General features: G+C 54.1%; 23 protein-coding genes. 19 read left to right on the top strand and 4 right to left on the bottom strand.

Annotated elements, in window-relative coordinates; all coding sequences use genetic code 11:
• Positions 1–12: 12 nt before the first annotated feature.
• The 9 genes from EHV15_RS30820 to EHV15_RS30780 all read left to right on the top strand — a co-directional run bounded on the left by EHV15_RS30820 (position 13) and on the right by EHV15_RS30780 (position 11435).
• Positions 13–1446, top strand: coding sequence for a 6-phospho-beta-glucosidase (locus EHV15_RS30820; protein WP_128634622.1), 1434 nt, complete (start codon positions 13–15; stop codon positions 1444–1446).
• Between the two features lie 24 nt (positions 1447–1470).
• The gene (locus EHV15_RS30815; RefSeq protein WP_128634621.1) at positions 1471–3351 is read left to right on the top strand and encodes an oxidoreductase; all 1881 of its coding nucleotides are present in this window, start codon (positions 1471–1473) and stop codon (positions 3349–3351) included.
• 20 nt (positions 3352–3371) lie between these two features.
• Positions 3372–3863 (top strand): PTS sugar transporter subunit IIA, encoded by a 492-nt coding sequence (locus EHV15_RS30810; RefSeq protein ID WP_128634620.1) that lies wholly within the window; start codon positions 3372–3374, stop codon positions 3861–3863.
• Positions 3864–4418: 555 nt separating this feature from the next.
• Positions 4419–5453, top strand: a complete 1035-nt coding sequence (locus tag EHV15_RS30805; RefSeq protein ID WP_128634619.1) for a LacI family DNA-binding transcriptional regulator — start codon at positions 4419–4421, stop codon at positions 5451–5453.
• A gap of 174 nt (positions 5454–5627) precedes the next feature.
• Entirely contained in the window at positions 5628–6896 is a 1269-nt protein-coding gene (locus tag EHV15_RS30800) for a sugar ABC transporter substrate-binding protein (RefSeq protein ID WP_128634618.1), read from the top strand.
• Between the two features lie 19 nt (positions 6897–6915).
• Positions 6916–7842: a carbohydrate ABC transporter permease gene (locus EHV15_RS30795; protein ID WP_128634617.1), complete on the top strand. Its 927-nt coding sequence runs from the start codon at positions 6916–6918 to the stop codon at positions 7840–7842.
• Positions 7842–8675, top strand: coding sequence for a carbohydrate ABC transporter permease (locus tag EHV15_RS30790; RefSeq protein WP_128634616.1), 834 nt, complete (start codon positions 7842–7844; stop codon positions 8673–8675). Before EHV15_RS30795 ends, EHV15_RS30790 begins: the two co-directional genes overlap by 1 nt.
• A 39-nt stretch (positions 8676–8714) precedes the next feature.
• Complete coding sequence (gene yicI, locus EHV15_RS30785) at positions 8715–11045, top strand: alpha-xylosidase (RefSeq protein WP_128634615.1); 2331 nt, start codon at positions 8715–8717, stop codon at positions 11043–11045.
• Between the two features lie 126 nt (positions 11046–11171).
• Positions 11172–11435 (top strand): type II toxin-antitoxin system prevent-host-death family antitoxin, encoded by a 264-nt coding sequence (locus tag EHV15_RS30780; RefSeq protein ID WP_128634614.1) that lies wholly within the window; start codon positions 11172–11174, stop codon positions 11433–11435.
• 240 nt (positions 11436–11675) lie between these two features.
• On the opposite strand, the gene EHV15_RS30775 is transcribed toward EHV15_RS30780, so the two are convergent.
• Positions 11676–12584: an ArsR/SmtB family transcription factor gene (locus tag EHV15_RS30775; protein ID WP_128635628.1), complete on the bottom strand. Its 909-nt coding sequence runs from the start codon at positions 12582–12584 to the stop codon at positions 11676–11678.
• Between the two features lie 185 nt (positions 12585–12769).
• Between EHV15_RS30775 and EHV15_RS30770 the strand changes: the two genes are divergently transcribed.
• Both EHV15_RS30770 and EHV15_RS30765 read left to right on the top strand, forming a co-directional pair.
• Entirely contained in the window at positions 12770–14263 is a 1494-nt protein-coding gene (locus EHV15_RS30770) for an alpha-N-arabinofuranosidase (RefSeq protein ID WP_128634613.1), read from the top strand.
• Positions 14264–14275: 12 nt separating this feature from the next.
• Positions 14276–14545, top strand: a complete 270-nt coding sequence (locus EHV15_RS30765; protein WP_128634612.1) for a DUF6171 family protein — start codon at positions 14276–14278, stop codon at positions 14543–14545.
• A 68-nt stretch (positions 14546–14613) separates the two neighbouring features.
• Here EHV15_RS30765 and pelA read toward each other — a convergent pair whose 3' ends face one another.
• From pelA to EHV15_RS30750, 3 genes are all read right to left on the bottom strand, one after another.
• Positions 14614–15582: a pectate lyase gene (gene pelA, locus EHV15_RS30760; protein WP_128634611.1), complete on the bottom strand. Its 969-nt coding sequence runs from the start codon at positions 15580–15582 to the stop codon at positions 14614–14616.
• Positions 15583–15727: 145 nt separating this feature from the next.
• The gene (locus EHV15_RS30755; RefSeq protein WP_128635627.1) at positions 15728–16240 is read right to left on the bottom strand and encodes a methylated-DNA--[protein]-cysteine S-methyltransferase; all 513 of its coding nucleotides are present in this window, start codon (positions 16238–16240) and stop codon (positions 15728–15730) included.
• A gap of 47 nt (positions 16241–16287) precedes the next feature.
• The gene (locus EHV15_RS30750) at positions 16288–16854 is read right to left on the bottom strand and encodes a bifunctional transcriptional activator/DNA repair enzyme AdaA (RefSeq protein ID WP_128634610.1); all 567 of its coding nucleotides are present in this window, start codon (positions 16852–16854) and stop codon (positions 16288–16290) included.
• 219 nt (positions 16855–17073) lie between these two features.
• Here EHV15_RS30750 and EHV15_RS30745 point away from each other — a divergent pair, with 219 nt between their 5' ends.
• The 8 genes from EHV15_RS30745 to EHV15_RS30710 all read left to right on the top strand — a co-directional run bounded on the left by EHV15_RS30745 (position 17074) and on the right by EHV15_RS30710 (position 25552).
• Positions 17074–17964: a DNA-3-methyladenine glycosylase family protein gene (locus EHV15_RS30745; RefSeq protein ID WP_342774072.1), complete on the top strand. Its 891-nt coding sequence runs from the start codon at positions 17074–17076 to the stop codon at positions 17962–17964.
• A 562-nt stretch (positions 17965–18526) separates the two neighbouring features.
• The gene (locus EHV15_RS30740; RefSeq protein ID WP_128634608.1) at positions 18527–19258 is read left to right on the top strand and encodes an HAD family hydrolase; all 732 of its coding nucleotides are present in this window, start codon (positions 18527–18529) and stop codon (positions 19256–19258) included.
• Positions 19259–19261: 3 nt separating this feature from the next.
• Positions 19262–20119: a MurR/RpiR family transcriptional regulator gene (locus tag EHV15_RS30735; protein ID WP_128634607.1), complete on the top strand. Its 858-nt coding sequence runs from the start codon at positions 19262–19264 to the stop codon at positions 20117–20119.
• Between the two features lie 39 nt (positions 20120–20158).
• A complete protein-coding gene (locus tag EHV15_RS30730) occupies positions 20159–21748 on the top strand; it encodes an ABC transporter substrate-binding protein (protein WP_128634606.1) in 1590 nt (529 codons plus the stop codon).
• A gap of 16 nt (positions 21749–21764) precedes the next feature.
• Positions 21765–22709, top strand: coding sequence for an ABC transporter permease (locus EHV15_RS30725; protein WP_128634605.1), 945 nt, complete (start codon positions 21765–21767; stop codon positions 22707–22709).
• A 7-nt stretch (positions 22710–22716) separates the two neighbouring features.
• Entirely contained in the window at positions 22717–23535 is an 819-nt protein-coding gene (locus EHV15_RS30720; RefSeq protein ID WP_128634604.1) for an ABC transporter permease, read from the top strand.
• A gap of 59 nt (positions 23536–23594) precedes the next feature.
• Positions 23595–24581: an ABC transporter ATP-binding protein gene (locus EHV15_RS30715; RefSeq protein ID WP_128634603.1), complete on the top strand. Its 987-nt coding sequence runs from the start codon at positions 23595–23597 to the stop codon at positions 24579–24581.
• On the top strand, positions 24578–25552 hold the full coding sequence (locus tag EHV15_RS30710; RefSeq protein ID WP_128634602.1) for an ABC transporter ATP-binding protein: 975 nt from the start codon (positions 24578–24580) through the stop codon (positions 25550–25552). Before EHV15_RS30715 ends, EHV15_RS30710 begins: the two co-directional genes overlap by 4 nt.
• The last annotated feature ends 1 nt before the right edge of the window (position 25553 follow it).

Here is a 25553-nt window from a genome sequence, read left to right as displayed (position 1 = left end):
GAGAGAAACCGTATGTCAACTCGGAAGTTGCCGGACGCCTTCTTGTGGGGAGGAGCCGTATCGGCCAATCAATGCGAAGGGGCGTGGAACATTGGGGGAAAAGGGGTAAGCACCGCCGATGTCGCCGCCGCCGGTAAGCATGGCCAAAGCCGATTGTATACCGAAGGCATTCTGAATGACGTTTATTATCCGAATCATCAGGCGATTGATTTCTATCACCGCTATCAGGAGGATATCGCTTTGTTCGCCGAGATGGGGTTTAAATGCTTCAGAACGAGCATTCACTGGACGAGAATCTTCCCCCAAGGCGATGAAACGGAGCCGAATGAGGAAGGGTTGGCTTTTTATGACCGGGTGTTTGACGAGTGTCGTAAATACGGAATCGAACCGGTCGTCACGATTTCCCATTATGAGACCCCGCTGTACTTGGTCGAGAAATACGGTTCCTGGACGAACCGGAAGATGATCGATTTTTACGTCAAGCTATGTGAAACCTTGTTCCGGAGATACCGCACGAAAGTAAAATATTGGATGACCTTTAATGAAATCAATGTCATTACTTTGAATCCGCTGATTGCCGCGGGTATCCGCGCCGAGCAATACGACCGCCCGGAGCAAGCGGTGTATCAAGCGGCGCATTACCAATTGGTGGCCAGCGCGAAAGCCGTGGAATTGGGGCGCCGGATCAATCCGGATTTCAAAATCGGCATGATGATGCTGTACCCGCTGTCCTACGCGGAAACCTGTTCCCCGGAAGACAACCTGGAAAATATGCACAATATGGATCTTCATTATTACTTCTCCGATGTTCAGGTCAGGGGCTACTATTCTCCCAAAGCCTATAAATTTTTGCAACGGAAGCAAATCGTGCTTGATGTAACGCCGGAGGACAAACGGGATTTGATGGCCGGAACCGTCGATTATGTCGGCATCAGCTATTATATGTCCCTTGTCACGAGCGCTAGCCCCGAACGGAAAATTCAAGTGAAAGGCAACATGCTGGACGGCATTGCCAACCCTTATCTGGAGAAAAGCGACTGGGATTGGCAGATCGACGGCTTAGGCTTGCGAATCGCTTTAAACAACCTGTATGACCGCTATCAGCTGCCGATTTTTGTGGTGGAAAACGGCCTTGGCGCCGTGGACGACAAACGGGAAGGCGAGATGATCCAGGACGATTACCGGATCGATTACTTAAAAAAACATATCGCTCATATGAAAGACGCGGTTTTGCTGGACGGGATAGACGTGATGGGTTATACCGTCTGGGGCTGCATCGACCTCGTCAGCGCTTCCACCGGGGAAATGAAAAAACGCTACGGCCTGATCTACGTGGATCGGGATGATCAAGGCCGGGGAACTTTGAACCGCGAACGGAAGAAGTCTTTTTACTGGTATAAAAATGTCATTTTGTCAAACGGCGAGATGTTGGATGAGTCCCGATAAATAGCAGACAGAGGAGTGGTACGGATGAAATTTCCCAACCTATTCAAGCCGATCCGCATTAAAAACGTAGTGTTCCACAACCGGATTATCGCCACCCCAGCGGGGCCTTACCATGACAAAGCGATCGGCGGCGCCGGCGTGATCATTACGGGCAGCGTCAATGTCAGCCGCAAAAGAGCGAGCTATTCCCGGCCGGACGAGCCCTACGCCTTTGATAAATACCAGATGGAAGCGACGCGAAACCGCGTCATTGTCGCCCATCAGGCCGGGGCAAAAGCTTCCCTTGAGCTGATCCATTCGGGCCAATACGCGCGCGTGGACGATTACGCGATCGGCCCGGTCGATCTCGTCAGGGCGGACGGCACGATCGTAAAAGCGATGGACGAGCAAATGATGGACGAGGTGGCGAACGACTGGGCGGAAACCGCGAAAAGGGCCAAGGAAACCGGCTTCGATCTGGTCATGCTGCATTTTGCCCACGGCTGGCTGCCCGCCGAATTTCTCTCTCCGCTGTTTAATAAACGCACGGACGAATACGGCGGTTCTTTTGAAAACCGGATCAAGTTCCCGAAAATGATCATCGACCGGGTGCGCGAAGCGGTAGGCCCCGATTTTATTGTGGACATGCGGATCAGCGCTTCCGAAATCGTCGATGGTTCGATCGAATTCAAGGACGTGCTGGAATTTATTAAAATCGTCGAAGACAAACTCGATATGGTGCATATTTCGGCGGGCCTGGACATCAACTACGAAGGCAATGTGCACATGGCCCCGACGATTTTTAAAGAGCATATGCCCAACGTGGAATGGGCCGCCGAAGTAAAGCGGAACGTTAAGATTCCCGTGGCCGTCGTCGGCGCGATTATGAGCCCGGCCGAAGCCGAATCGATCATCGCCGAGGGCAAGGCCGATTTCGTGGCCCTGGGACGCCCGCTGATCGCCGATCCGTTCTGGCCGCAGAAAGCCAAGGAAGGACGAGATGAAGATATCGTCCCCTGCCTGCGCTGCCAATACTGCTACCATATTTCCACGGAGCGGAAAAATGTCGGCTGCTCGGTCAATCCGCGCTATACCCGTTACGATCTTGTTCCTTTGGAGCTGCCGAAAGCGAAGCAGCGCAAGAAAGTCGTTATTATCGGCGGTGGCCCGGCCGGCATGAAAGCCGCTTTGGTGGCGGACGAGCGGGGGCATGAGGTTATTTTGCTGGAAAAGCAGGATTCGCTTGGTGGGGCGCTGCGGTATGCCGAATACGAAGAGTTGAAAATCGATTTATACAATTACATGAAATATCTGATCACTCAAATCCATAAATCCGGCGTCAAGGTGCAGTTGGGGGTGGAGGCTACGCGGGAGCGGGTTAAAGAGCTGTCCCCGGACGCGATCATCATTGCCGTTGGCGCGGTGCCGTTTTCGCCTCCAATTAAAGGGGTGAACCAAAGCCATGTGCTCGGAGCGCTGGACGTATATACCCGGATGGATGAAGTAGGGCAGGAGGTCGTGCTGATCGGCGGCGGTTCGACCGGCTGCGAGCTCGGCATCGAGCTGGCGCGGCACGGCAAAAACGTGACGATCATGGAAGCGGGAGACTTGCTGGCGAAAAACGGCAATATTCTGTATCGCGTCGCTTTAAGACAAGCGATGGAAAAGCAAAAAACGCTGCATACGAAAATGAACGTCCGGATCGGGGAGATCACCCCGGATGGCGTGATTTACGAGGAGAATGGCGAGCGAAAACTTCATAAAGCCCAGACCGTTATTCTCTCGACGGGGATGCGGACCAATCCGCGGCTCATCGACTCCTTCTACAACATCGTCCCGGACACCTTCATCATCGGCGATGCCAACAAGCCGAGAAACGTGATGGATGCGACCAGGGAAGGTTATTTTATCGCCAAAAATCTTTAATCTAATATCGGAGGCAGAGTATGTTCGGTTGGAAAAAGAAAAAGGCTGCGGAGCAGGTTCTGGAAGTTCCGGCTCCGCTGCCAGGCAAGATTGTCCCCCTTGCAGAGGTGCCCGACGAAGCGTTTGCCGGCGGACTGATGGGGGAAGGCATTGCGATTCAACCTGTGGAAGGGAAGGTGACCGCTCCGTTTGCCGGCAAGGTGGTTCATGTGATGGAAAAAAGCAAACACGCCGTCATGCTTGAACACGAATCCGGAACGCAAATTTTGATTCATGTCGGAATGAATACCGTCTCCCTGAAAGGAGAAGGCTTTACGGCCCACGTAAACTCCGGCGATTCCGTTGCAAAAGGGCAACTGTTGCTGGAATTCGATATCCCCGCGATCGAGCAGGCAGGCTACACGGTGATTACGCCAGTGATTGTCCCGATCGGGCAGGAGCATGTCAAGCGGGTTGAGGTTGCGGAAGTCCAGGGGGATGAACAGCAGGGCGTGATACGGATTTATTATTAGAGTTTTGCTCCATGGGCGGCTGTTTCCTTGACTTTAGTCAGGGGACAGCCGTTCTTCCATGTGATTTGCCCGAAACGAGTAGCGGTAAAAAATGGTCTTATTTTCAGCAAAACTGCGGTTTGACAGCCGGCTGCCGGAACGACCAACCGTCGGCCTTCAAAATAGCGGAACTTTATGTGCTTATTATCCAGAGCCAGGCAGGTTCATCCCCATTAGCGGAATTTTTTGCCCTTATTTACCTATAAATGGTCCAGAACGCGGGCATTTCTTTGCGATTCGAGAAAATAGGGCCATAAATTTCCTTTATTTCTCTCAAATGGACGGATATCGCCAGAATAACGCCATTTTTTGCCCTTATGCTTTTCGTCACATGCTTGCCTGCTTGTAATGGTAATGGTATTCCGGTGCGAACGTTGCAAATATTGAGTGTTTTGATGATCGTACATCATTATTTTTATATATCCATCATGAAAGCGTTGACATGTTGGAGGGGTGTTGCTATGATGTAATCATTAAAGAAGCTATAAAAAATAAAAGATTGGCAGAGGATGGAGTATGGAACTGGAAAGACGATTGACGCTCAAGGAGTTGGCCAAGCAAATCGGGGTCTCGCCGGCGACGCTGGACCGCGTGCTGAACAACCGGGGAAACGTGAAACGGCAGACTTACGAGAAGGTGATGGGGAAGATCAAAGAGCTGAATTACATGCCCAACCGTTCGGCGAGCTTTTTGTCGCGGAAAAACGAATACGCTATGGCAATTGTTTTCCCGGAACTGCCGGAGTACTTTTGGAAGCAGGTGGAGAAGGGAATCAACATCGCTACCCAGGAGTTTCGCGATTTCGGTCTGCATGTCTCCGTGATCCGTTCCGACAAATACGACCTGGAGCCGCAGAAGAAAACCGTGCAGCAGTTGATCGATTCCGGCAAATACGACGCGATTGCGATCTCGCCCAACGATCCGCAGGAAATGGCCGACATTATCGACCATGGCGTCGATCAGGGCGTGGCGATCTGCACGTTCAACAGCGACTCTCCGCTCAGCAATAGGCTGTTTTACGTCGGCTGCGATTACCGCATTGCCGGCCGTCTGGCCGCGGATGCCTTGTGCAAATTCGTCGCAAACAAAACCAAAGTGGGGCTCGTCATGTCCTACACCAATTTTCAGATGCAGCAAAAGGTGACGGGATTCCGCGAGGTGGTGGCCGAATACGAGCATATCGACATGGTTGGCCCGCTCAAGCTGAGCCAGAAGGATTACGAGTCGCCCGAAGTGTTCGCCGATTATTTCCGGGAAGTGGACGGCGTTTACGTATCCAGCGCGAAGCTGGATGTCGTGGGTAAGCATCTGGAGGACATGGAGTTGGACAACCCTCCGATTCTGATCGGTCATGACATGACGGAGGAGACGTACCAGTTGATGAAAAAGGGGATCGTCACCGCGACGATCTGCCAGGATCCTGTGAATCAGGGGTACCTGACCGTAAAGTCGATGTTTGATTACCTCGTTTCCGGCTACAAAGGAGGCGTGAAGGAGAACATCACGAAGCTGGAGCTGGTCACAAAGGAAAATGCGCGTTATTACGTATAGTCAGAAGGCTGCAGTAAACGCGCTTTTTTTAAATTAAAATGATGTACGTACATCATTTTTGTGATGGAAAATATATGAATGTGGCATAACTGCCTCCGTTTTTAGCAGAGTTTTGAGCAGAAAAGCGGCAGTGCGTGCAAATACAAACAAAGTCAGACTAAGGGGGATTTGGACATGTTGAAAAATGTAAGGGCTCTCATGGCAGCGATGGTCGCGTTGGTGGTATTGCTCACGGCTTGCGCGCCGAATACGGAGTCTAGCGGCTCCAACTCGGCGGCAAACGCCGGAGGAACAGGCGGAGGTGGGAACAAGGTCGTCATTAAATGGTGGGATTCGATGACCAGCGACGCGACCCAAGGGGCGCTGCAAAAAATCATCGCCGATTATGAGGCGGCGCATCCCGACGTGAAGATCGAGCGCACCTATGTTTCGTTTGCGGACATCAAAAACAAGCTGCTGCTCGGTTCGGTCGGCAACGACATGCCCGATATCGTCTGGCTGGACAATCCGGACCATCAAGCGTTTGCGGCTGCGGGCATTCTGGCCGATTTGACGGACCAGATCAAAGAGTGGGGCCAGGCGGACAAATATTTTGCAGGCCCATGGTCCTCGACGATGTACGAAGGCAAAAATTACGGCGTGCCGATCGGCAGCAACAATCTGGCGCTTTACTACAACAAGGACCTGCTGGCAGCCAAAGGCCTGACGCCGCCGAAAACCTGGGATGAACTGAAAGAAGCGGCCAAACAGCTGACGACAAAGGATGTCTACGGGTTTGCCATGACCGCGGTGAAAACCGAAGAAGGCACGTTCCAGTTCCTGCCGCTGATGTACCAATCCGGGACGGATATCGACAATTTTGACAGCCCGGGAACGATTGAAGCGGCAACGCTCTTGAAATATATGGCCGACAACGGCTACATGTCCAAAGAAGTGATCAACCAGAAGCAGTCCGATACGGTCGTACAGTTCTCCACGGGAAAAGTCGCAATGATGATTAACGGCACCTGGCAAATTCCGCTTTTGCGAAAAGAAGGCAAAGTGAACTGGGGCGTCGTCGAGCTGCCGGTGAACAAACAAGGCGGCACGATCCTCGGCGGGGAAAACTGGGCGATCACGAACGCGTCCAAACACAAAGATATCGCTTTTGACATCATCAAATTCGCCAATGAGCCGGAACGTTTGAAAGCGTTTGATCAGGCGGCGGGCCGTCTGCCGAGCCGTTCCGATCTGCTGCAGGATCCGTTCTGGCAGAACGATCCGGAGTTGAAGGTGTTCGCCGACGCTATGGAAGTGGCCAAAGCGAGAGCCTACGGTCCGGAATATCCGAAAATTTCCGAGGCAATTCAAATTATGCTGCAAGAAGTCATTACGGGCAGCAAGCCGCCGGAGCAGGCCGTGAAGGAAGCCGCCGGCAAAATCGAGCCATACGTGAAAAAATAGTCAAATAGGGGGAGATGTCATGTCCCGGAAAACAACGGTTTCTGGCGGGGAAATCTCCCGTGGAGCGAAATGGTTTTCCTCATGGAACAACTACTTGTTCGTCGTACCTGCCTTGGTGTTCATGGTTGTTTTTATCGGTTTTCCGCTTTTTTACAACCTGATGCTGAGCTTTCAGAACGTTAATGTGTACAATTTAAGCGGACAGCACGATTTCATCGGGTTGTCCAATTACATCAAGTCGCTGAAAGATCCGGTGTTTTATGCCGCATTGCAAAATTCCGCCGTATTTACCGTGCTGAGCATCTTTTTTCAATTTACGATCGGGTTTGCGTTGGCGCTCTTTTTCAATTTAAAGTTTCCGGGGCGCAACCTGTTCCGTTCCTTGATGCTGCTCGCCTGGATGCTTCCGGTGGTCATCAGCGGCACCGTGTTTCAATGGATGCTGTCCGGCGACTATGGGGTTGTTAACTATTTTCTGCAGGCGCTTGGGATCATCGATCAGCCGGTGAACTGGCTCAGCGAGAGCAACACGGCTTTGCTCGGAACGGTCGTAGCCAACATCTGGATCGGGATTCCGTTCAATATGATCATTTTGCTGTCGGGGCTGCAGGGCTTGCCCGAGCATCTGTACGAAGCCGCCAAGCTGGACGGGGCAAACCGGCTGGTACAGTTCCGCCATATCACCCTGCCGCTGATGCGCCCGACGATTCTCGTCCTGCTGATTCTCGGCATCATCAACACGTTTAAGGTGTTCGACCTTATCTTTATCATGACTGCCGGCGGTCCGATCACGGCTTCGACCGTGCTGCCGATCTACGCGTACCAGTTGTCCTTCACGACGCTGGAATTCAGCCAAGGCGCTTCGGTGTCCATGATCATGTTCCTGATTCTGATCGTGATCTCGATCGTTTACTTAAGAATGTCCAGCAAGGAGGAGGTCCGCTAATGACGAACGCGAAATGGAAATCCACGGGCGCGACCTTCATCGGCATTCTGATCATGATCGTATTCCTGTTTCCGGTGTATTGGATGGTGAAAACATCGGTCACACCGGTCACGGAGCTGTATCACAACCCGCCGCATCTCTGGCCGGTCGGTGCTACCTTGGAGTCGTATATTAACAACTTTGTGCGCAACCAGGACATGATTGGCTATATCGGCAACAGCCTGATTATCGCCACCGGGACGATGGTGATGTCGTTGCTGCTGTCGATTCCGGCGGCGTACGCCTTGGCTCGCCTCCCGGTCAAAGGCAAGGCGCTGATGATGATTTCGGTGCTGTCGATCCAGATGCTGCCTGGCATCATGATGGCGATGCCGCTGTATATCATGTTCTCGAAGGTGCACTTGAACGATAATTTCGCCGGGTTGATTTTCGCCGATCTGATCCATTCGCTTCCGTTTGCCATCATCACGCTGCGGCCGTTTTTCCTGGCGCTGCCCAGCGGGTTGGAGGAGGCGGCGATGATCGACGGCTGCAACAAGTTCACCTCGTTTACGAAAATCATCCTGCCGCTGGTGAAGCCTGGCCTGATGACGGTTGCCGCGTTCTGCTTCCTGTTTGGCTGGGGCGACTTCATCTTCGCTTTGACGCTAACGTCGAGCAATACGGTTCGTCCGCTGACACTGGGCCTGTACCGATTCATCGGCCAATACGGCACGGAGTGGAACAACCTGATGGCGGTTGCTACTTTGGCGGCGCTGCCGATCATCGTCATTTTCGTCTCCATGCAAAAATACGTGGTCGGCGGGATAACGGCGGGTTCCATGAAGGATTAGTTTTTTTAATACCATATAGTAAGGGTGGAGGAAACAGAGATGAAATTTACGGATGGGTACTGGCATGTCCGGCCGGGGGTAACGCTTAATTATCCGGTGGAGGTGCGCAACGTCAAAGCTTCGCGGGAGCAATTATCGGTGTTTGCTTCCTGCAAAAAAATCGTCACCCGCGGGGACACGCTGAATACGGCGATTTTGACCGTCAACTACACATCTCCGATGAAGGACGTAATCGCGGTGGAACTGGTTCACCATAAAGGCCGGGAAGCGAAAGGGCCCGAGTTCGAGAAACGGGTTGACGGCGGACTTGCGGTCCTTATCGAAAACGGCGAGGACATCGCCAGACTGACCAGCGGAAAGCTGAGCGTGGAGGTTCATAAAAAGGAAGGCTGGAGCACGCATTTTCTGTACGGCGGCAAACGGCTCACCGGCAGCGGCTATAAAAGCCCGGGGCATATGAAAATGCCGGATCAAAGCACCTATATCCGTGAGCAATTGGATCTCGGGGTAGGCGAGTACATCTACGGCCTTGGCGAGCGCTTTACTCCTTTCGTAAAAAATGGGCAAGTCGTCGACCTGTGGAATGAAGACGGCGGCACCTGCAGTGAGCAGGCTTACAAAAACGTTCCTTTTTACCTGTCCAGTTACGGCTATGGCGTGTTTGTCGATCATCCGGAGCGCGTCTCCTACGAGGTCGCTTCCGAGGTGGTATCCAAGGTGCAGTTCAGCGTGCCCGGCGAATCGCTCAAATATTATATCATCGGCGGGGAAAACCTGAAGGAAGTGCTGGACAACTACACCAAACTGACGGGAAAACCGGCGCTGCCTCCGGCCTGGACGTTTGGGCTGTGGCTGACCACCTCGTTCACCACCAGCTATGACGAGGGGACGGTGACAAGCTTTATCGACGGCATGATCGAGCGGAACATCCCTTTGCACGTATTCCATTTCGACTGCTTTTGGATGAAGGAATTCCAATGGTGCGATTTTGAATGGGACAAAGACGTGTTTCCCGATCCGGAAGGCATGCTGAAGCGCCTCAAAAGCAAAGGCCTGCACATCTGCGTCTGGATCAATTCCTATATCGCCCAGCAGTCCTACTTGTTCGACGAAGGCAAGGAGGGCGGCTATCTCGTAAAAACGAAAGACGGCGACGTGTGGCAGTGGGACCGCTGGCAGGGCGGCATGGGACTGGTCGATTTCACCAATCCGGCGGCTGTCCGCTGGTACAAGGATAAGCTGAAGGCACTGCTTGAGATGGGCGTCGACTGCTTCAAAACCGACTTCGGCGAGCGGATTCCGACGGATGTTGTGTATTACGACGGATCGGATCCGGTCAAAATGCACAATTACTACACGCATCTGTACAATAAGGCGGTGTTTGAGGTTTTGGAGGAGGTGCGGGGCAAAAACGAAGCGGCGGTGTTTGCCCGTTCGGCCACGGCCGGCGGTCAGCAGTTCCCGGTGCATTGGGGCGGCGATTGCTCGGCGACGTACGTCTCGATGGCGGAAACCCTGCGCGGCGGGTTGTCGCTCGGCATGTCCGGCTTCAGCTTTTGGAGCCACGACATCGGCGGCTTCGAGAACACAGCTACGCCGGACCTGTACAAGCGCTGGACCGCCTTCGGGCTGCTGTCGTCGCACAGCCGGCTGCACGGCAGCCAGTCTTACCGGGTGCCGTGGCTGTTCGACGAGGAGGCGTGCGACGTGCTCCTCCACTTTACGCAGTTGAAAGACACGCTGATGCCGTATATTTACGGCGTCTCTGTTGAAGCGACGAAAACGGGCGTACCGGTCATGCGCGCGATGGTGCTGGAGTTCACGGGCGACCCGGCCTGCGAAACGCTGGACCGCCAGTACATGCTGGGCGATTCCCTCCTGGTCGCTCCGATCTTCAACAGCGAAGGGATTGCCAAGTATTACTTGCCGGAAGGGCGCTGGACGAATTACCTGAGCGGCGAGGTTGTGGAGGGCCGACGCTGGGTGGAGGAGCGGCATGATTATTTCAGCTTGCCGCTGCTGGTTCGTCCCGGCAGCCTGATCGCGGTCGGCGCGAACCGGGAGCGTCCAGATTACGACTACGCGGACGGCATCACGCTGCAGCTGTTTGAGCTGGAGGACGGCCGCGAGGCGGCGGCCCGGGTGTACAGCCCGCAAGGCGAGCTGGAGCTCGAGGTGCGTGTGCAGCGGCAGGGCGAAGTTCTGAAGGTGAGCCGGGTGCGCGAGACGGCGGGCAAGCCTTGGGAGCTGGTGCTGCGCGGCATCTCGGCCGTAACCTCGGTGGAAGGCGGCACGGCGGCTGCCGGCGAGCAGGGCGTGCGGATTGTCCCGCAGGCGGGAAGCGGTGAAATAAGCATAACCTTGGCTTAAGCTGCAAACAGGGGGTTGTATGGGGGGGCGCCGTTTCTTTTTTGGATCAATTGGTAATTGGCATTGAGAGGATATCGTTATTCTGATAAAATATAGATATATTAACTTGCAGGAGGAGAATTCCCCATGCCTACGATCCGACCCAGCTCCGATTTAAGAAATAAATACAACGAGATATCCGAGTTTTGCCGCAATTATGATGAACCTGTATTCATTACAAAAAATGGCCAGGGTGATTTGGCCGTAATGAGTATCGAAACATATGAGAAACTAACTGGCAAGTTAGAGCTTTACAAGCTTCTTGAGGAAGGAGTGGCAGCGGCTGAGGATAACAAGGTAAAACCGTTTCGTGACGTACTGAACGATGTTCGGAAGGGACTTTCGCAGTGAATTCCTTCCCCCCTAAGAATCCTTTACGGAAAAAGGAACTGGAGCAGCTTGTTATAAGCCCGGATTCTTTGGCCCGGTCTCACAGCTTCAGCAGCAAATCGATGTCCCTGATGACAAGAGTGCTGCGGATTTGCACGAGCAAAAATCCGAAGGGTCGTCCGCCATCGCTTCCAGCAGCGATCGGGCGACCCGTTTTTTTGTATTTGTTTCCTTAGATATCCACCTTCACGCTCCCTCACCTCAAGCACCCGCATATACCAACTCCACCACCAGATGCTCGTCATAGTTGCCGAAGCCTTTGCCAAACAGTGTAACCCCTCCCTGGTGCAGGGCATCCTCCTCCACGGAGATCCTGAGCGTCCATTGCTTGCGCCGAATATCGGCGTCGTTCAGCGTAACGCCGGATAACTTAACGCCATCCATATAAGTCCCCTCATCCGTGACGCGCAATTGCTTCAACAGCCCGTACTGGTTCGTATATTGCGGCCACCAGTCGGGCGTGAATTTCCCCCGCTGATCGCCGTAATCGCCCGGGCTGGTCCAGGTTCCCAGCTTGACCTCATTCAGGGCAAACGTAATGTCGGACGGATAGTTGTTATTCACGCCGGGCGCTTCCGAGGCGATTTCCATCATGATCAAGAGCTCGCGGGGCCGCTGGCTCGACAGCAGAAAATTCGGGCATTTGTATTCGATATAACCTTTGCCGAACCACAGGATGGCGGCATGAATCCGTTCCTGGTCCCAGAAGTAGCGGGGATCGTCAAAGCTCCCGATGATATGGCTTATTGTGGCCAGGCCGCAGGTAGGCTCGATATGGAAATCGGAGTAATGCCCGATCGGAATTTCGGTCCGGTGGCTTTGGCGGGGCGCGGCTTGTTCGGCCGGAAAAAGAATTTCAAGCGAAGTGGCCGCCAGGGAGCAGATTTTTTGCAGTCCGCTTTTGCCCGGGGCCATTTGCGTGGCGATCAAGCCCGCTTCGCTAAGCTTGCGCACATGCATGGTCATGATGGCGCTGGACAATCCGGCGGCGCCGGCCAGTTCCTTGACGTTCATCGGCTGCTCGGCCAATAAACGCAAAATATGCAGCCGTACGGGGCTGGCTAACGCTTCGTACACGGGCAAAGATTTTTCCGTAAGATCGAGTTTCATCATGTTCCGCCTTTATCCTTTGATTAATAAATATATTACTTAAAAGTCGGATTATTTACAAGAATCAAAATGAAATGGGCGATTTTTTCGGAATACGATTGACGTTGCTTGTGATATGTGACTATAATGAGTTTGTAATATATAAATTAATTAATAATAATATTAATTAAGGAGTGAAACGACCGATGACGCTGAAGGGTGTGCTTAACGCCGATTTGGGGCAAGGAACGATCAACCGAAATATTTACGGCCATTTTTCCGAACATTTGGGCAGATGCATTTATGAAGGGATTTGGGTCGGGGAGGACTCGCCGATTCCAAATACGAACGGGATACGCAGCGACGTTGTGGAAGCGCTTAAAAACATTAAAATCCCGGTGCTGCGCTGGCCGGGGGGCTGTTTTGCCGACGAATATCATTGGAAGGACGGGATCGGCCCGCGCGCAGGCAGAAAGCGGATGGTCAACACTCACTGGGGCGGGGTTGTGGAAAACAACCATTTCGGTACCCATGAATTCATGGAGCTGTGCCGCCAGTTGGAATGCGAGCCTTATATCAACGGCAATGTGGGCAGCGGAACCGTTCAGGAGATGTCGGAATGGGTGGAGTACCTCACATTTGGCGGCGAGTCCCCGATGTCGCAGCAGCGCGCGCAGAATGGGCGGGAAGAGCCGTGGAAAGTGACCTATTTCGGGGTCGGCAACGAAAACTGGGGCTGTGGCGGAAACATGCGTCCGGAATATTATGCCGACGTATACCGGCGTTATCAGACATACGTGCGCAACTATGGCGGCAACAAAATTCACCGGATTGCCTGCGGACCGAATTCGGACGATTACAACTGGACGGAGGTCCTGATGCGCGAAGCGGCCCGGTTCATGGATTCGCTTACGTTGCACTACTACACGGTCCCTGGAGAATGGCAGAATAAAGGTCCGGCTACGGGGTTTGCGGAGCGCGAATGGTTCACGACGCTGCGGAAAGCGCTGCACATGGACGAGTTGATCACCCGCCACAGCGTCATTATGGATAAATACGATCCGGAGCGGCGGATCGGGCTGATCGTGGACGAATGGGGCACCTGGTACGACGTGGAGCCGGGCACGAACCCCGGGTTTTTGTATCAGCAGAGTACGATCCGCGATGCATTGGTGGCCGGGCTTACGCTGAACATCTTCCATAAACATCATAAACGCGTACGTATGGCCAACATTGCCCAAACCGTGAACGTACTCCAGGCGGTGATCCTGACCGAAGGGGAAAAAATGCTCCTGACGCCGACGTACCACGTCTTCGACATGTACAAGGTGCATCAGGATGCCGAATTCCTGGACCTGACGCTGGATGCCGGAAGCTTCAACTTCGATGGGGAGGAACTCCCCGCGGTGTCGGCTACGGCTTCAAGGGACAGTGAAGGCAAAATCCACATCAGCTTGTGTAATCTAAGCCACCTTGCGCCAACCGAAGTCGCTCTGGATATTCGCGGAGTGGCCGGGCAAAAGCTGTCCGTCACCGGGACGACGCTGACCGGCGATAAGATCGACGCGCACAATACCTTCGCCGTGCCGGACAATGTCAAACCGCAGCCGTTTTCCGGGTTTGCGCTGCAGGACGGCCGACTCGCGGCCACGCTGCCGCCGATGTCGGTCACCACGCTGGAACTGACGGCGGGAAGCTAAGGAGCGCCCAAGATGGCTGGAGAAACAGCGGAATGCAAAGGCTGCCGGGAGGAATACAAGGTGACCGAGGCGCAGATCGCCCGGATTTTGGCTTCGCCGATGTTCGCTGCGGAGCACTGCGTGCCCGAGGAGATTTATGAGGAGCGCCTTCAGGCCTGCAGCGCCTGCCCCAAACTCGAAAACAGCACGACCTGCCGGGTTTGCGGCTGCATCGTTCCGGTCGTCGCCAAGCTGAAAGAACGCGCTTGCCCCATGCCGGGAGGCGGCAGGTGGCCGGCGTAAGCGGACACAAGAAAGTAAAAGAGCTTATGCCAGCGCTGGCATAAGCTCTTTTACTTATGATCATTCGATTAATCTACCAGGCTTGAAGGCCAGTTGCCGTACCAAGCATATCCTGTTCTTCTCTCTTGTTCAATATCGCTGAGTTTGTACTTCACTACGCCATCACGCCCTACAAAGATAGGCTTGTTCGTACCGATCTCGTAAAAGCGGGCCCAGATCGGGGTAGTTACACTGGGGTCGTCCACAACGATCACATCATCGCCTGTCTTTACTATGCGGATTCCGGTAATTTTAACGGCTCTAAACCAATTTTCCGCAGCTTGAATCGAAGCCTTAATTTGCGTGGTGGCCGGTCTGGTTTTTAAGAATTTTACAATACCGACACTTTCACTGGCGGTAAGAGAAGGAACTTCATATGCTCTTGCCCCTGCCGGTTTTAGCGTGGCGGAGTCATGCTGTTGTCCCCAAACGGTCAGCTTTCCGTTAACTGTAACCTGAGTCTTTAACAAACAGTCCACGCCTTTCGCAACGGCAGATTTGCTGCGATTAGCCAAAGAGCTGTCTACGAAGGAAAAGTCGCCTTTCTTGTTTGCAACTTCGTCAAGCAGAATCATGACATTGACCATAGCATTGTCATTGTAGGTAATGTGTTTATGATAACCCGAGCTTTGGTAAATCTGCGGCCATCCGCCGTTGGCGTATTGCATGTTTAATAAGAAATTGATTCCTTTGATAGCTGCGGCGGAATATTTGCTGTCTTTGGTTTTGGTATATTCAGCCGCGAGTCTTCTTATTTCCGTATACGTGGCCTTGTTGTCAATCGTGGACTTTGCCCACTCCCCGCTGGTTGCTTTGTAATCCTTTTTCCAGCCGCCATCCGCCTGCTGGTTTTTCAGAATGTCCGAGATGCTCGCGGTAGTCCCGCTGCCATCGGCGGCGAATACGGTTGCGGAAGGCAGCGACAATCCGCCGAAAATCGTCAAAACAAGTGCTAAGGCCAATACCAAGGATACGTTACTTGCTTTTGTTTTTAACATAACACATCTCCTTTAATATTAAAGTTTGGCAGATTTGGTGAGCATCCCTCCCTTTAACTCTATGTTATGTATGCGTTTACATTATGTGACTCTATTATAATAAACGAAGAATAATATGTCTATAATTGATTTATTTGTAAATCGTTTACTTCTCCAACGCGAGCAACCTGGTTTTCATCTCCAGTCCGCCGCGGTAGCCGGTGAGCGAGCCGTTTTTGCCGATGACCCGGTGGCAGGGCACGGTCACGAGCAGCGGGTTGGATCCGATCGCCGCGCCGACGGCACGTACGGAGGACGGTTTGCCGATGGATTCGGCGATATCCGAATAGGAGCAGGTTTGTCCAAACGGAATGTCGCAAAGAGCTTGCCAGACGGTGAGCTGAAACGGGGTTCCCTGCAAGTCGGTGGGAACGGTAAAGCTATGGCGCTTGCCTTGAAAATACTCGATGAGCTCGGCGGCATAGGGCGTAAGCTTCCGGTCGTCACGAACGAGCGGGCTGCCGGGGAAGCGGCGGGAAGCCCAATCGGTCAATTCGTCAAAAGGACGATTAGGAGAACCGACATACGCCAACCCTTTCTCCGTCGCGCAGATGTATAAGTTCCAATCTTGTTCGGTAAGCTGCGACCAGAATAAGGTTTGCGCTTGGGTTGTTTTCATCATAATAAGCACCTCCAAAAGTGATAGATAGCTGTGGTTTCCACCGGTCAACGCTTTTGCGAACTTCTATATTCGGCAGGCGTGAGCCCGGTTGCTTTTTTAAACAAAGTGATGAAATAAGCCGGGCTGCCGACGCCGACATCCAGGGCGATGTCCGCAACGCTTCGCCGCGAATGGGTCAGCGCCATTTTCGCCTGATTGATTCTGCACTGCTGAATGTATTCTCCGGGGCTCATCCGTTTGACGCGTTTAAAAGTACGCTGCAAATGGAAGGGACTGCCGTGGCACATGTCGGCCAGCGTTTCCAGCGTCAGCTTTTCCTGGTAATGCGCGTCAATGTAATTGGCGATCTGCTCCACCCATTCCGTATCGGGCAGCGGCCGGCCATCCGGCTTGCAGCGCTTGCACGGACGAAATCCGGCGGCTTTGGCCTGTTCGGCATCCGCGAATATTCGCACGTTTTCCCGCTTCGGCGGTTTCGATTTGCACGATGGCCGGCAAAAGATCCCCGTGCTGCTCACCGCGTAAAAAAACCGTCCGTCATACGCGGCATCGTTACGGATAATCGCCTGCCACCGCTCCTCGCTGACGTTGGGATGCTTCCCGTTTGTCATAAGATCACCTCCAGATTCAGTATACCTTTGCCTCCCGAACCAAGCCATGCTTTTCGAATAGAAAAGCAAGATAACGAAATGATAGGATCGCGAATCGTGTTAAAACTATAAGTGTAGATGCGTACGAATAGAAGCGGACGCCAAAGTAAGGGGGTTACTTTTATCAGCCAGATATATTCAGGGAAGCCGGACGCTGTTTGGGAAGATCACGGGGATAGATTGAGGCTGCTTGTTCCCAAGGAATTCAGTTTTGCCGAAAACATGAAATACTTGTCGCGGTCGTCCAATGAGTGTTTGTTGCGCACCAGTGATCAGCTGCTGTACAAAGCCATTCCGCTTAAATCCGGCGAAATTTCCGTCGTGGAGATCAGCGCGGACGGGAGCGATGCCCTTATGGTCCGGTTCCTGGGCGGCACGGCTCCTTCCCGGAAACAGAATCGCGAAGCGGTGGTCTGCTATGTCAGGGATTGGTTCGATTTGGATACGGATTTGCGGCCGTTTTATGAGTTGGCGAAAGGGGATGCGCTGCTCCGGGAAGCGGTGAATTCATTCTACGGATTGCGCAATATCGGAATTCCCGATTTGTTTGAAGCCATGGCCTGGGGGATTATCGGCCAGCAGATCAACCTGGCGTTTGCCTATACGTTAAAACGCCGCCTTGTGGAGCGCTTCGGGCGGTCTGTAGATTGTGAGGGAGAACGGTACCTTGTATTTCCTTCCGCCCGGGATATCGCCGATTTGACCGTTCAGGATTTGGAAGAAGTCCGCATGACCCGGAAAAAATCCGAATACCTGCTTGATACGGCCCGGCTGATCGCCTCGGGCGAATTGACGAAGGAAGGGCTGCAGGCGGCGGGCGGGATCATGGAAGCGGAGAAACAGCTCGTCAGCATCCGCGGCATCGGGCCGTGGACGGCCAATTACGTGCTGATGCGCTGCCTGCGGATGCCGGACGCGTTCCCGGTTGACGATGTCGGTTTGCATAACGCGGTCAAGCATGTGCTTGGAATGGACCGGAAGCCGGCCAAAAAGGAGCTTTTGGCCTGGGCGGAAGGCTGGAAGAAGTGGGAGTCGTATGCGACCTTCTATTTGTGGAGAGTGTTGTATTAGCACGAACGGCAAAAAAGGGGCTAAACCTAGAAATCGGTGTTTGACAGCCGGCTGCTGGAGCGAACCAAGCGTCGACCTTCAAAATAGCGGAACTTTATGCTCTTATTATCAGGAGCCAGGCATGTTCATCCCCATTAGCGGCATTTTATGTACTTATTTTCCTGTGAATGGTCCAGAGCAAGGGCATTTCTTTGTGATTCGAGAAAATAGCGACATAAATTTCCTTTATTTCTCTTTGAATGCGGGATATCGCTGGAATAACGACATTTTTTGCCCTTATGTTTTTCGCTGGAGCTCTTCATGATTGTTTGGCTGGCCCGAAAGGCCCCATCCCTGTTCCATCTTCATACTGGAAGTATAGGTTTGAACATCAAAGAACCGCCGGAGCAAATTTCTCCGGCGGTTCTTCTTACCTGCTGATTTTCCGATGCTTTACGTAAATCATCATTTGAATTGATTTTCGACAAATATTTTACCTTTAAGATGGAGTTGATGATGCAGGAAAACAAACATTTTGTGGGATATGATGGAAATCCTTCATAACGAAAAAGCGGGTGCATCTATGATTCGGTATGTATGGTTTGATCTTGGCTATACCCTGGTTAAGACCAATCGAGAAGAAGTTTATCTAAGGACGCTGGAGCGATTTGATTGTGTCAAACCTCTGGATGAAATCACAATCGCTTATCATCTGGCGGACAAGCTGTTTATGAGGGAGTTCCGGGGCGTGCTGGGAAAGGACAGCAAATCGTACATGCCCTGGTATATCGGTGTGTTGAATTACTACCTGGGTTTGGCCCTGCCCATCGAAGAAGTGACGCGTGTGCACCGGACCCTAGTGCAAGAAGCAGCAGGCTGGAGCGCATTCGATTTTAGCAAACCGACCCTGCGGCATTTAAGGGAGCAAGGGTACAAGGTGGGACTGATTTCGAATTGGGACCGGACCGCCCGGGAGGTGCTTAGGAAAACCCAGCTAGACGAGGAGCTGGACGAAATCGTGATTTCCTCGGAGGTCGGTGCGGAGAAGCCGGACCCGGCCATATTCGCATTCGCCTTGAACAAAGCCGGCGTCACCGCGCAGGAGTCCTTATATGTCGGCGACAATTATTATGACGATTGTTTGGGTTCGCACCGGATCGGTATGGACTGCCTGTTAATCAATCCTTACGGCAAACGGGGGATTGAGGAGCTCAGCTACGAGCGGGTGATTTCAGGGATCGACGAGGTCCCCGCTTATCTGGGACACCCCCGGCAGCCGGATCGGCTGCCCCAGCAAACCATCGGGAGAGAATAGACTATGCCGACGATTGAAGAACGAATCCGGGAACAATTCGAAGCCTTAAGCCCCGGACAAAAAAGAGTGGCGCACTATGTTGAGAGCCATCTTCGCGAAGCCGCGCTGCAATCGGCGCAAAGAATCGCCGAGAAATCCGGCGTCAGCGAAGCGACGGTGCACCGGTTGGCCCAAGCCTTATCCTATTCCAGCTTCTCCGACATGCATCAGGATTTGCAGCGAATGGTCATTCAGGATCAGCGGGCTGTGCATAATTTCATCCAGTCCACAAGCCGTCAGGAGGAGTCGTGGCTGGAGAAGCATTTTGCCCAGGAGGTGCAAAATATCCGGCAAACGATGCTGCAGGTGGACAAGGCGCAAATTCACGAGGCCGCCAGCCTGCTGTTGCATGCCGACCGCATCTGGGTAGCCGGATGGAGAATGGGCTTGTCGGTAACTGCGTTTTTCAGTTTTGTCATGAAATACATGCTCGGTAACTGTGAGTTGATTCCCCAAGGAAGTGTTGCGGAATACGCGTCCTACATAAAGCCGGGCGATGTCGTGTTCGCCTGCGGATTTCCGCGATATTGCTCCAAGACGCTGAAGCTGTCCAAACTGGCCAAGGAACAAGAAGCCAAGGTGATTGCGCTGACCGACTCCGGCCTGTCTCCCTTCGCTAAACTGGCCGACCTGACGCTGCTGGCGGAATGCAAATCCACCGGCTTCCTCGATTCCTATACCGCGTCCCTGTCGGTGGCGAACGCCATCATCAATGAGATTTCCTATTTGGAGAAGGGCGGGGTGGGGCGCAATCTTGAGCGGATGGAACTGATGTTTAAAGAGTTCCAGGACAGCTTTGAATGGATGCACAAAACGAAATAAGCTTATGCAAATCACTCAAAGGAGAGGGGTTAAACGTCAATGAAATGGAACAAAAGCATTGCGGCAGGTTTGTCCACTTTGGCCTTGTTGGCTGTGATCGTTTCCGGATGCGGCGGCGGAGGTGCCCAGCCGGCGGGAACGGCGGACGGCTCGGCGGCGGAGCCGCAAACGCAGACTGCGGCGGAGACCGGGACGGAGAAAGTTAAGGCTGGCGGAACCGTGAGAGTGGCGATGGCTACGGAACCGGACAACCTGGACCCGTATTTGTCGGCGGCCACGGATACGAGCTCGATGATGGACAATGTGTTCGACGGCTTGTTCGAAGCTGGTGAGAACGGCGAGCTGATCCCGGCCATCGCCGAGTCCTACCAGGTGTCGGAAGACGGTTTGACGTATACTTTTAAGCTGAAGCAAGGCGTAACGTTCCACGACGGCTCCGCGCTGACCTCGGAGGACGTCTACTATTCATATGCCAAACTCGCCGGGCTGAACGGGCAAGAGCCGCTGTCCTCGAAATTTTCCGGCATTGCAAGCATCGAGACGCCCGATGACAATACCGTCGTCGTCAAGCTGAAGGAGCGGGACGCCGCCTTCCTCGCCGCCAACATCGCCGCGATCGTTCCGAAAGACTACGGGAAGCAAAGCGAGCAGCCGGTCGGGGCGGGCCCCTTCAAGTTCGCGGAATACCAGCCGGGACAACAGCTGGTGCTGGAGAAAAACGAAAATTTTTACGACAAGGAGCACGCGCCCAAGCTGGACCGCATTGAATTTAAAATTATGCCGGACGCCAATGCGTCCGTGCTGGCCCTGCAGTCAGGCGATATCGACATGGTTCCCGGCGTCAGCGCGCAAGGCGTGCTGCAGTTGGGCGATGGATACACGATCGTATCCGGCCCGCAAAATATGGTTCAACTAATGGCATTGAACAATTCAGTCAAGCCGCTGGACGACGTCAAGGTGCGCCAGGCCATCAACTATGCGATCGATAAAGACGTCATCATTCAGACGGCAGCGGACGGCAACGGCACCAAATTAGGCTCGAACATGAGCCCGGCCATGAAGCTGTACTACCAGGAAGGGCTGGAAAATCGTTATACGCCGGACGCCGAGAAAGCGAAGCAGCTATTGAAGGAAGCGGGCTACGAGAACGGATTCGACCTGACGATCACAGTTCCTTCCAACTATCAATTCCATGTCGACACGGCGCAGGTGATCAGCGAGCAGCTTAAAAATGTCGGGATTCGCGTTGCCATCAAACAAATCGAATGGAGCAGCTGGCTTGAGGACGTCTACAATAACGCGAAATACGAAGCGACGATTATCGGCCTGACGGGCAAGCTGGACCCGCATGAGGTGTTGGGCAGATACGAAACGACTTATGCGAAAAATTTCTATAAATTCAGCAACAGCGAATTTGACAATCTCGTAGGTCAGGCCCGCACGGAGCTGGACGAGACCAAACGGGCCGGCCTGTACAAGCAGGCGCAGACCATTTTGACCGAGCAAGCTGTCGCCGTATTCATCATGGACCCGAGCCGGAACGCGGCGATGAAGAAGAACCTGCACGGCTTTAAAATGTACCCTGTGCAAAAATACGATTTTGCCGCCATGTACTACACGGAAGATTAATTAGGGGAAATGCGCCTTGAGATTTTATATCCGCAAGCTGTTTACGCTGGCCGCCACAGTTTTGCTCGTTTCGGTGATTACCTTTCTTGTGTTCCAGGTGTTGCCGGGGGACCCCGCGCAAATTATTTTGGGGGTGGACGCCGACCCGCATCAACTCACTTCGCTCCGGCAAACGATGGGGCTTGACCGGCCAGCGGGAGAGCGGTATCTGACCTGGATCCAAAGCGCCGCTTCCGGCGACCTCGGCGAGTCGTTGCGCTACCAGCGGCCGGTCGCGGACATTTTGGCGGAGCGCTTGCCGGTGACGGTTTCGCTCGCGCTGTTTTCCCTGGGGCTGACTTTGGCGATCGGTCTCCCGCTGGGGATATTTATCGCCAGACAGGATGGCAAGTGGCCGGCGGTATGGCTGTCGGCCCTGACCCAGCTCGGCGTGGCCGTACCGTCCTTTTGGCTGGCTTTTATTCTGATTCTGGTATTCTCCGTAACTTTCCGGCTGTTTCCGACCTACGGCTACGTGCCCTGGAGCGAGGATCCGGCCGGCGCGGTCCGCTCCCTGTTTCTGCCGTCCCTGGCCCTGGCGATTCCCGGGATCGCCGTCGTGATCCGCTATTTACGCAATACGCTGTTGGATCAAACCCGCATGGACTACGTGCGGACGGCCAGAAGCAAAGGGCTGCGCGAAAAAGCGATCATGTACCGCCACATCCTGCGCAACGCCTTGATTCCGGTCGTCACGATCATCGGCTTGCTTATAGCCGACACCCTGGGAGGCAGCATCGTGGTGGAAAACGTGTTTGCCCTCCCTGGCCTCGGGAATCTGCTGATCACTTCGATCGGCACCCGGGATTTGCCGCTGGTGCAGACGCTTGTGCTGTATATCGCCATTTTGGTGGTCGGCATCAATTTTATCGTCGATCTGCTCTACAAAGCGATCGACCCCCGCATTCGACTGAAAAGGTGAGAGGGCGATGAAGCTGAAACGATGGCTCCAAAGCAAACCGCTTGTGATCGGCGGAGTACTGGTCATTTTGCTGCTGCTGTTCATGCTGACGGGCGTGTTTTATACCCCGTATGAACCAAATGAGATGAATACCGCCATGCGGCTCGCGCCCCCGCAGCCGGCTTACTTGTGGGGAACCGACAATTTCGGACGGGATATTTTTAGCCGGATCATGGAGGGGACGCAAACGGCTTTCCTGATCGGCTTCACTTCCGTTTCCATCGGGCTTGCGTTCGGGCTGGTCATCGGCGCCACAGCCGGTTACTTCGGCGGCTTTGTGGATGAAGCGATCATGCGCCTCATCGACGCGACGCAGGCTTTTCCGGGAATTCTGCTGGCGATTATGCTCGTCTCCGTGTTCGGTCCGGGCCTGAACAATACGATCTTGGCCCTCGGGCTGATGAGCGTTCCTTCATTTTCGCGGATTGCCCGCAGCGGCTTTATCCAATATAAGGAGTTTGAATTTGTCAAAGCGTCGGTGGCCAAAGGGGCGGGCCCCTTGCGGATCATGGTCCGGCACATTTTGCCGAACATGGTATCGCCGCTGATTGTTGCGGCGTCGTTAGGATTTTCCGGCTCGGTGTTGGCCGAAGCCGGGCTGAGCTACCTCGGGCTTGGCGTGCAGCCGCCCGATCCGAGCTGGGGCAGGATGCTGAGCGAAGCCCAGCCGTTTATCATCAACGCCCCCTGGTATGTTTTAATCACCGGCGCGGTCATTACGACGATGGTGCTTGGCTTCAATCTGCTGGGGGACGGTATTCGGGATGTATACGACAAGAAAGGGTAGCGAGGCCTCGGTGCTGAAAACCTACCTTTTTGAAGACTCATTTAAAGGGAGGAGAGCGAATGGAAGCGGCATTGTTGGAACTGCGGGACCTACAGGTGGATTTTTCCGCCGGCAAAACCAGCTATCCGGCGCTTCAGAACATTTCTTTCCATTTGCGGGAACGGGAGGTGCTGGGGATTGTCGGGGAATCCGGCTGCGGCAAAAGCCTGACCTCTTTATCCGTCATGGGGCTGTTGCCCAAGGGAGCCGCGGTTTCCGGCGGGGACATTCTCCTTGGCGGGAAGAGCCTTCGCGAATTAAGCGAGGAGGATTGGTGCCGGATTAGGGGAAAGCAGGCGGCGATGATTTTCCAGGACCCGATGACGGCCTTGAATCCGCTCGTTCCGGTCGGCCGGCAAATTGCCGAGACGGCGCTGACCCATTTGCCCGTTTCCCGCAAAGAGGCGGGCCGGCTTGCCCTCGAAATGATGGAACGGGTCGGGTTGCCCCGTGCGGAACGGCTATTTCGCGAATACCCACACCAGTTGTCCGGAGGAATGCGGCAGCGGGTCATGATCGCAACAGCGCTGATTTGCCGGCCGCAGCTGTTGATCGCCGACGAGCCGACAACCGCGCTGGACGTCACCATCCAGGCGCAAATATTGGATTTGCTGCGGAGCATGAAGGCGGAAACCGGCGCGGCGATGATTTTTATCTCCCATGATTTGGGCGTGATTCGCGAAATGAGCGACCGGGTCATCGTGATGTATGCCGGCTATGTCGTGGAGGAGGCCCCGGTGCAGGAGCTATTGGAACGCCCGCAGCATCCTTACACAGCCGGTCTGCTTCACTCCATTCCCGATATTGGACACAAAGGCAAGCCGCTGTATACGATTCCGGGACGTGTGCCTTCCCTGGCCGAACGGCAGGGCGGCTGCCCGTTCGCGGGCCGCTGTCCCCACACCGAGCGCGTTTGCGAGACCCTCGTGCCGCAGCTTGAACGGCGCGCGGACAACCATCTGGTGCGCTGCCATCTGCCTGCGGCGGGGATGGGGGTGGACCGATGAGCACGGCTTTGATCGAGGTGGAAGGGCTGGTCAAAAATTATCCCGTACCGCGCCAAGGGCTGTGGGAACGCCAGCAGTATGTCAAGGCGGTGGACGGCGTATCGTTTCAGATTGGCGAAGGCGAAACCTTCGGCTTGGTCGGGGAAAGCGGCTGCGGCAAATCGACGACCGGCCAGATGCTGGTACGGCTGCTGGAGCGTACGCAAGGAAGCATCCGTTATCGCGGAAGCGAAATTACGGGGCTGGACCGGCGGGCGATGAGATCGCTGCGCCGGGAATTGCAAATCGTATTTCAGGATCCGTACGCTTCTTTGAATCCGAAGAAGCCCATCGGTTGGATTTTGGAGGAGCCGCTTATCATTCACCGTATCGGGGACAGACGGGAACGCCGGAAAATCGTTACCGATACGCTGGAGCAGGTCGGTTTGGACAACAGCTACCTCAAGCGTTACCCGCATGAATTAAGCGGCGGCCAAAGACAGCGTGTCGGGATCGCTTCAGCGCTTGTGCTGAACCCCAAATTCATCGTCATCGATGAAGCGGTGTCCGCCCTCGACGTCTCGATCCAATCGCAAATCCTCAACCTGCTCAAAGAGCTGCAGCAAAGGCACGGTCTAACGTATCTGTTCATTTCCCACGATTTGAACGTCGTCCAGTATATGAGCGACCGGGTTGGCGTGATGTATTTGGGGAAAATGGTGGAGATCATCGATGTTCGGGAAGCGAAAAGGGAGCCGCTGCATCCGTATACCCAAGCGCTTTTTTCGGCCATTCCCCAGGTCACAGCCCACGATCGGGAGCGGATTCTGCTCCGGAGAGACCTGCCGAACCCCGTCAGTCCGCCGCAGGGCTGCGCGTTTCACCCCCGGTGCCCCTACGCGACGGACAAATGCAGGCAGACGGCGCCGGAGTTGCAGCGGCACGAGTCGGGCAACCGGGTGAGCTGCCATTTATATGAAGGAGGGAAATAAC

This window comes from Paenibacillus oralis (genome assembly GCF_003863965.1).
Taxonomy (GTDB): domain Bacteria; phylum Bacillota; class Bacilli; order Paenibacillales; family Paenibacillaceae; genus Fontibacillus; species Fontibacillus oralis.
The sequence above is the reverse complement of the archived record's forward strand: the minus strand, read 5'-3'. Positions and strand labels throughout refer to the sequence as shown.

Excerpts from the sequence above, each read along its gene's own strand:
- EHV15_RS30770 (WP_128634613.1), top strand. The coding sequence starts at position 12,770 with ATGACGCTGAAGGGTGTGCTTAACGCCGATTTGGGGCAAGGAACGATC.
- EHV15_RS30815 (WP_128634621.1), top strand. The coding sequence starts at position 1,471 with ATGAAATTTCCCAACCTATTCAAGCCGATCCGCATTAAAAACGTAGTG.
- EHV15_RS30730 (WP_128634606.1), top strand. The coding sequence starts at position 20,159 with ATGAAATGGAACAAAAGCATTGCGGCAGGTTTGTCCACTTTGGCCTTG.
- EHV15_RS30800 (WP_128634618.1), top strand. The coding sequence starts at position 5,628 with ATGTTGAAAAATGTAAGGGCTCTCATGGCAGCGATGGTCGCGTTGGTG.
- EHV15_RS30750 (WP_128634610.1), bottom strand. The coding sequence starts at position 16,854 with ATGACAAACGGGAAGCATCCCAACGTCAGCGAGGAGCGGTGGCAGGCG.
- EHV15_RS30805 (WP_128634619.1), top strand. The coding sequence starts at position 4,419 with ATGGAACTGGAAAGACGATTGACGCTCAAGGAGTTGGCCAAGCAAATC.
- EHV15_RS30820 (WP_128634622.1), top strand. The coding sequence starts at position 13 with ATGTCAACTCGGAAGTTGCCGGACGCCTTCTTGTGGGGAGGAGCCGTA.
- EHV15_RS30810 (WP_128634620.1), top strand. The coding sequence starts at position 3,372 with ATGTTCGGTTGGAAAAAGAAAAAGGCTGCGGAGCAGGTTCTGGAAGTT.
- EHV15_RS30780 (WP_128634614.1), top strand. The coding sequence starts at position 11,172 with ATGCCTACGATCCGACCCAGCTCCGATTTAAGAAATAAATACAACGAG.
- pelA (WP_128634611.1), bottom strand. The coding sequence starts at position 15,582 with ATGTTAAAAACAAAAGCAAGTAACGTATCCTTGGTATTGGCCTTAGCA.
- EHV15_RS30790 (WP_128634616.1), top strand. The coding sequence starts at position 7,842 with ATGACGAACGCGAAATGGAAATCCACGGGCGCGACCTTCATCGGCATT.
- yicI (WP_128634615.1), top strand. The coding sequence starts at position 8,715 with ATGAAATTTACGGATGGGTACTGGCATGTCCGGCCGGGGGTAACGCTT.
- EHV15_RS30740 (WP_128634608.1), top strand. The coding sequence starts at position 18,527 with ATGATTCGGTATGTATGGTTTGATCTTGGCTATACCCTGGTTAAGACC.
- EHV15_RS30720 (WP_128634604.1), top strand. The coding sequence starts at position 22,717 with ATGAAGCTGAAACGATGGCTCCAAAGCAAACCGCTTGTGATCGGCGGA.
- EHV15_RS30795 (WP_128634617.1), top strand. The coding sequence starts at position 6,916 with ATGTCCCGGAAAACAACGGTTTCTGGCGGGGAAATCTCCCGTGGAGCG.
- EHV15_RS30710 (WP_128634602.1), top strand. The coding sequence starts at position 24,578 with ATGAGCACGGCTTTGATCGAGGTGGAAGGGCTGGTCAAAAATTATCCC.
- EHV15_RS30735 (WP_128634607.1), top strand. The coding sequence starts at position 19,262 with ATGCCGACGATTGAAGAACGAATCCGGGAACAATTCGAAGCCTTAAGC.
- EHV15_RS30715 (WP_128634603.1), top strand. The coding sequence starts at position 23,595 with ATGGAAGCGGCATTGTTGGAACTGCGGGACCTACAGGTGGATTTTTCC.
- EHV15_RS30775 (WP_128635628.1), bottom strand. The coding sequence starts at position 12,584 with ATGAAACTCGATCTTACGGAAAAATCTTTGCCCGTGTACGAAGCGTTA.
- EHV15_RS30755 (WP_128635627.1), bottom strand. The coding sequence starts at position 16,240 with ATGAAAACAACCCAAGCGCAAACCTTATTCTGGTCGCAGCTTACCGAA.
- EHV15_RS30765 (WP_128634612.1), top strand. The coding sequence starts at position 14,276 with ATGGCTGGAGAAACAGCGGAATGCAAAGGCTGCCGGGAGGAATACAAG.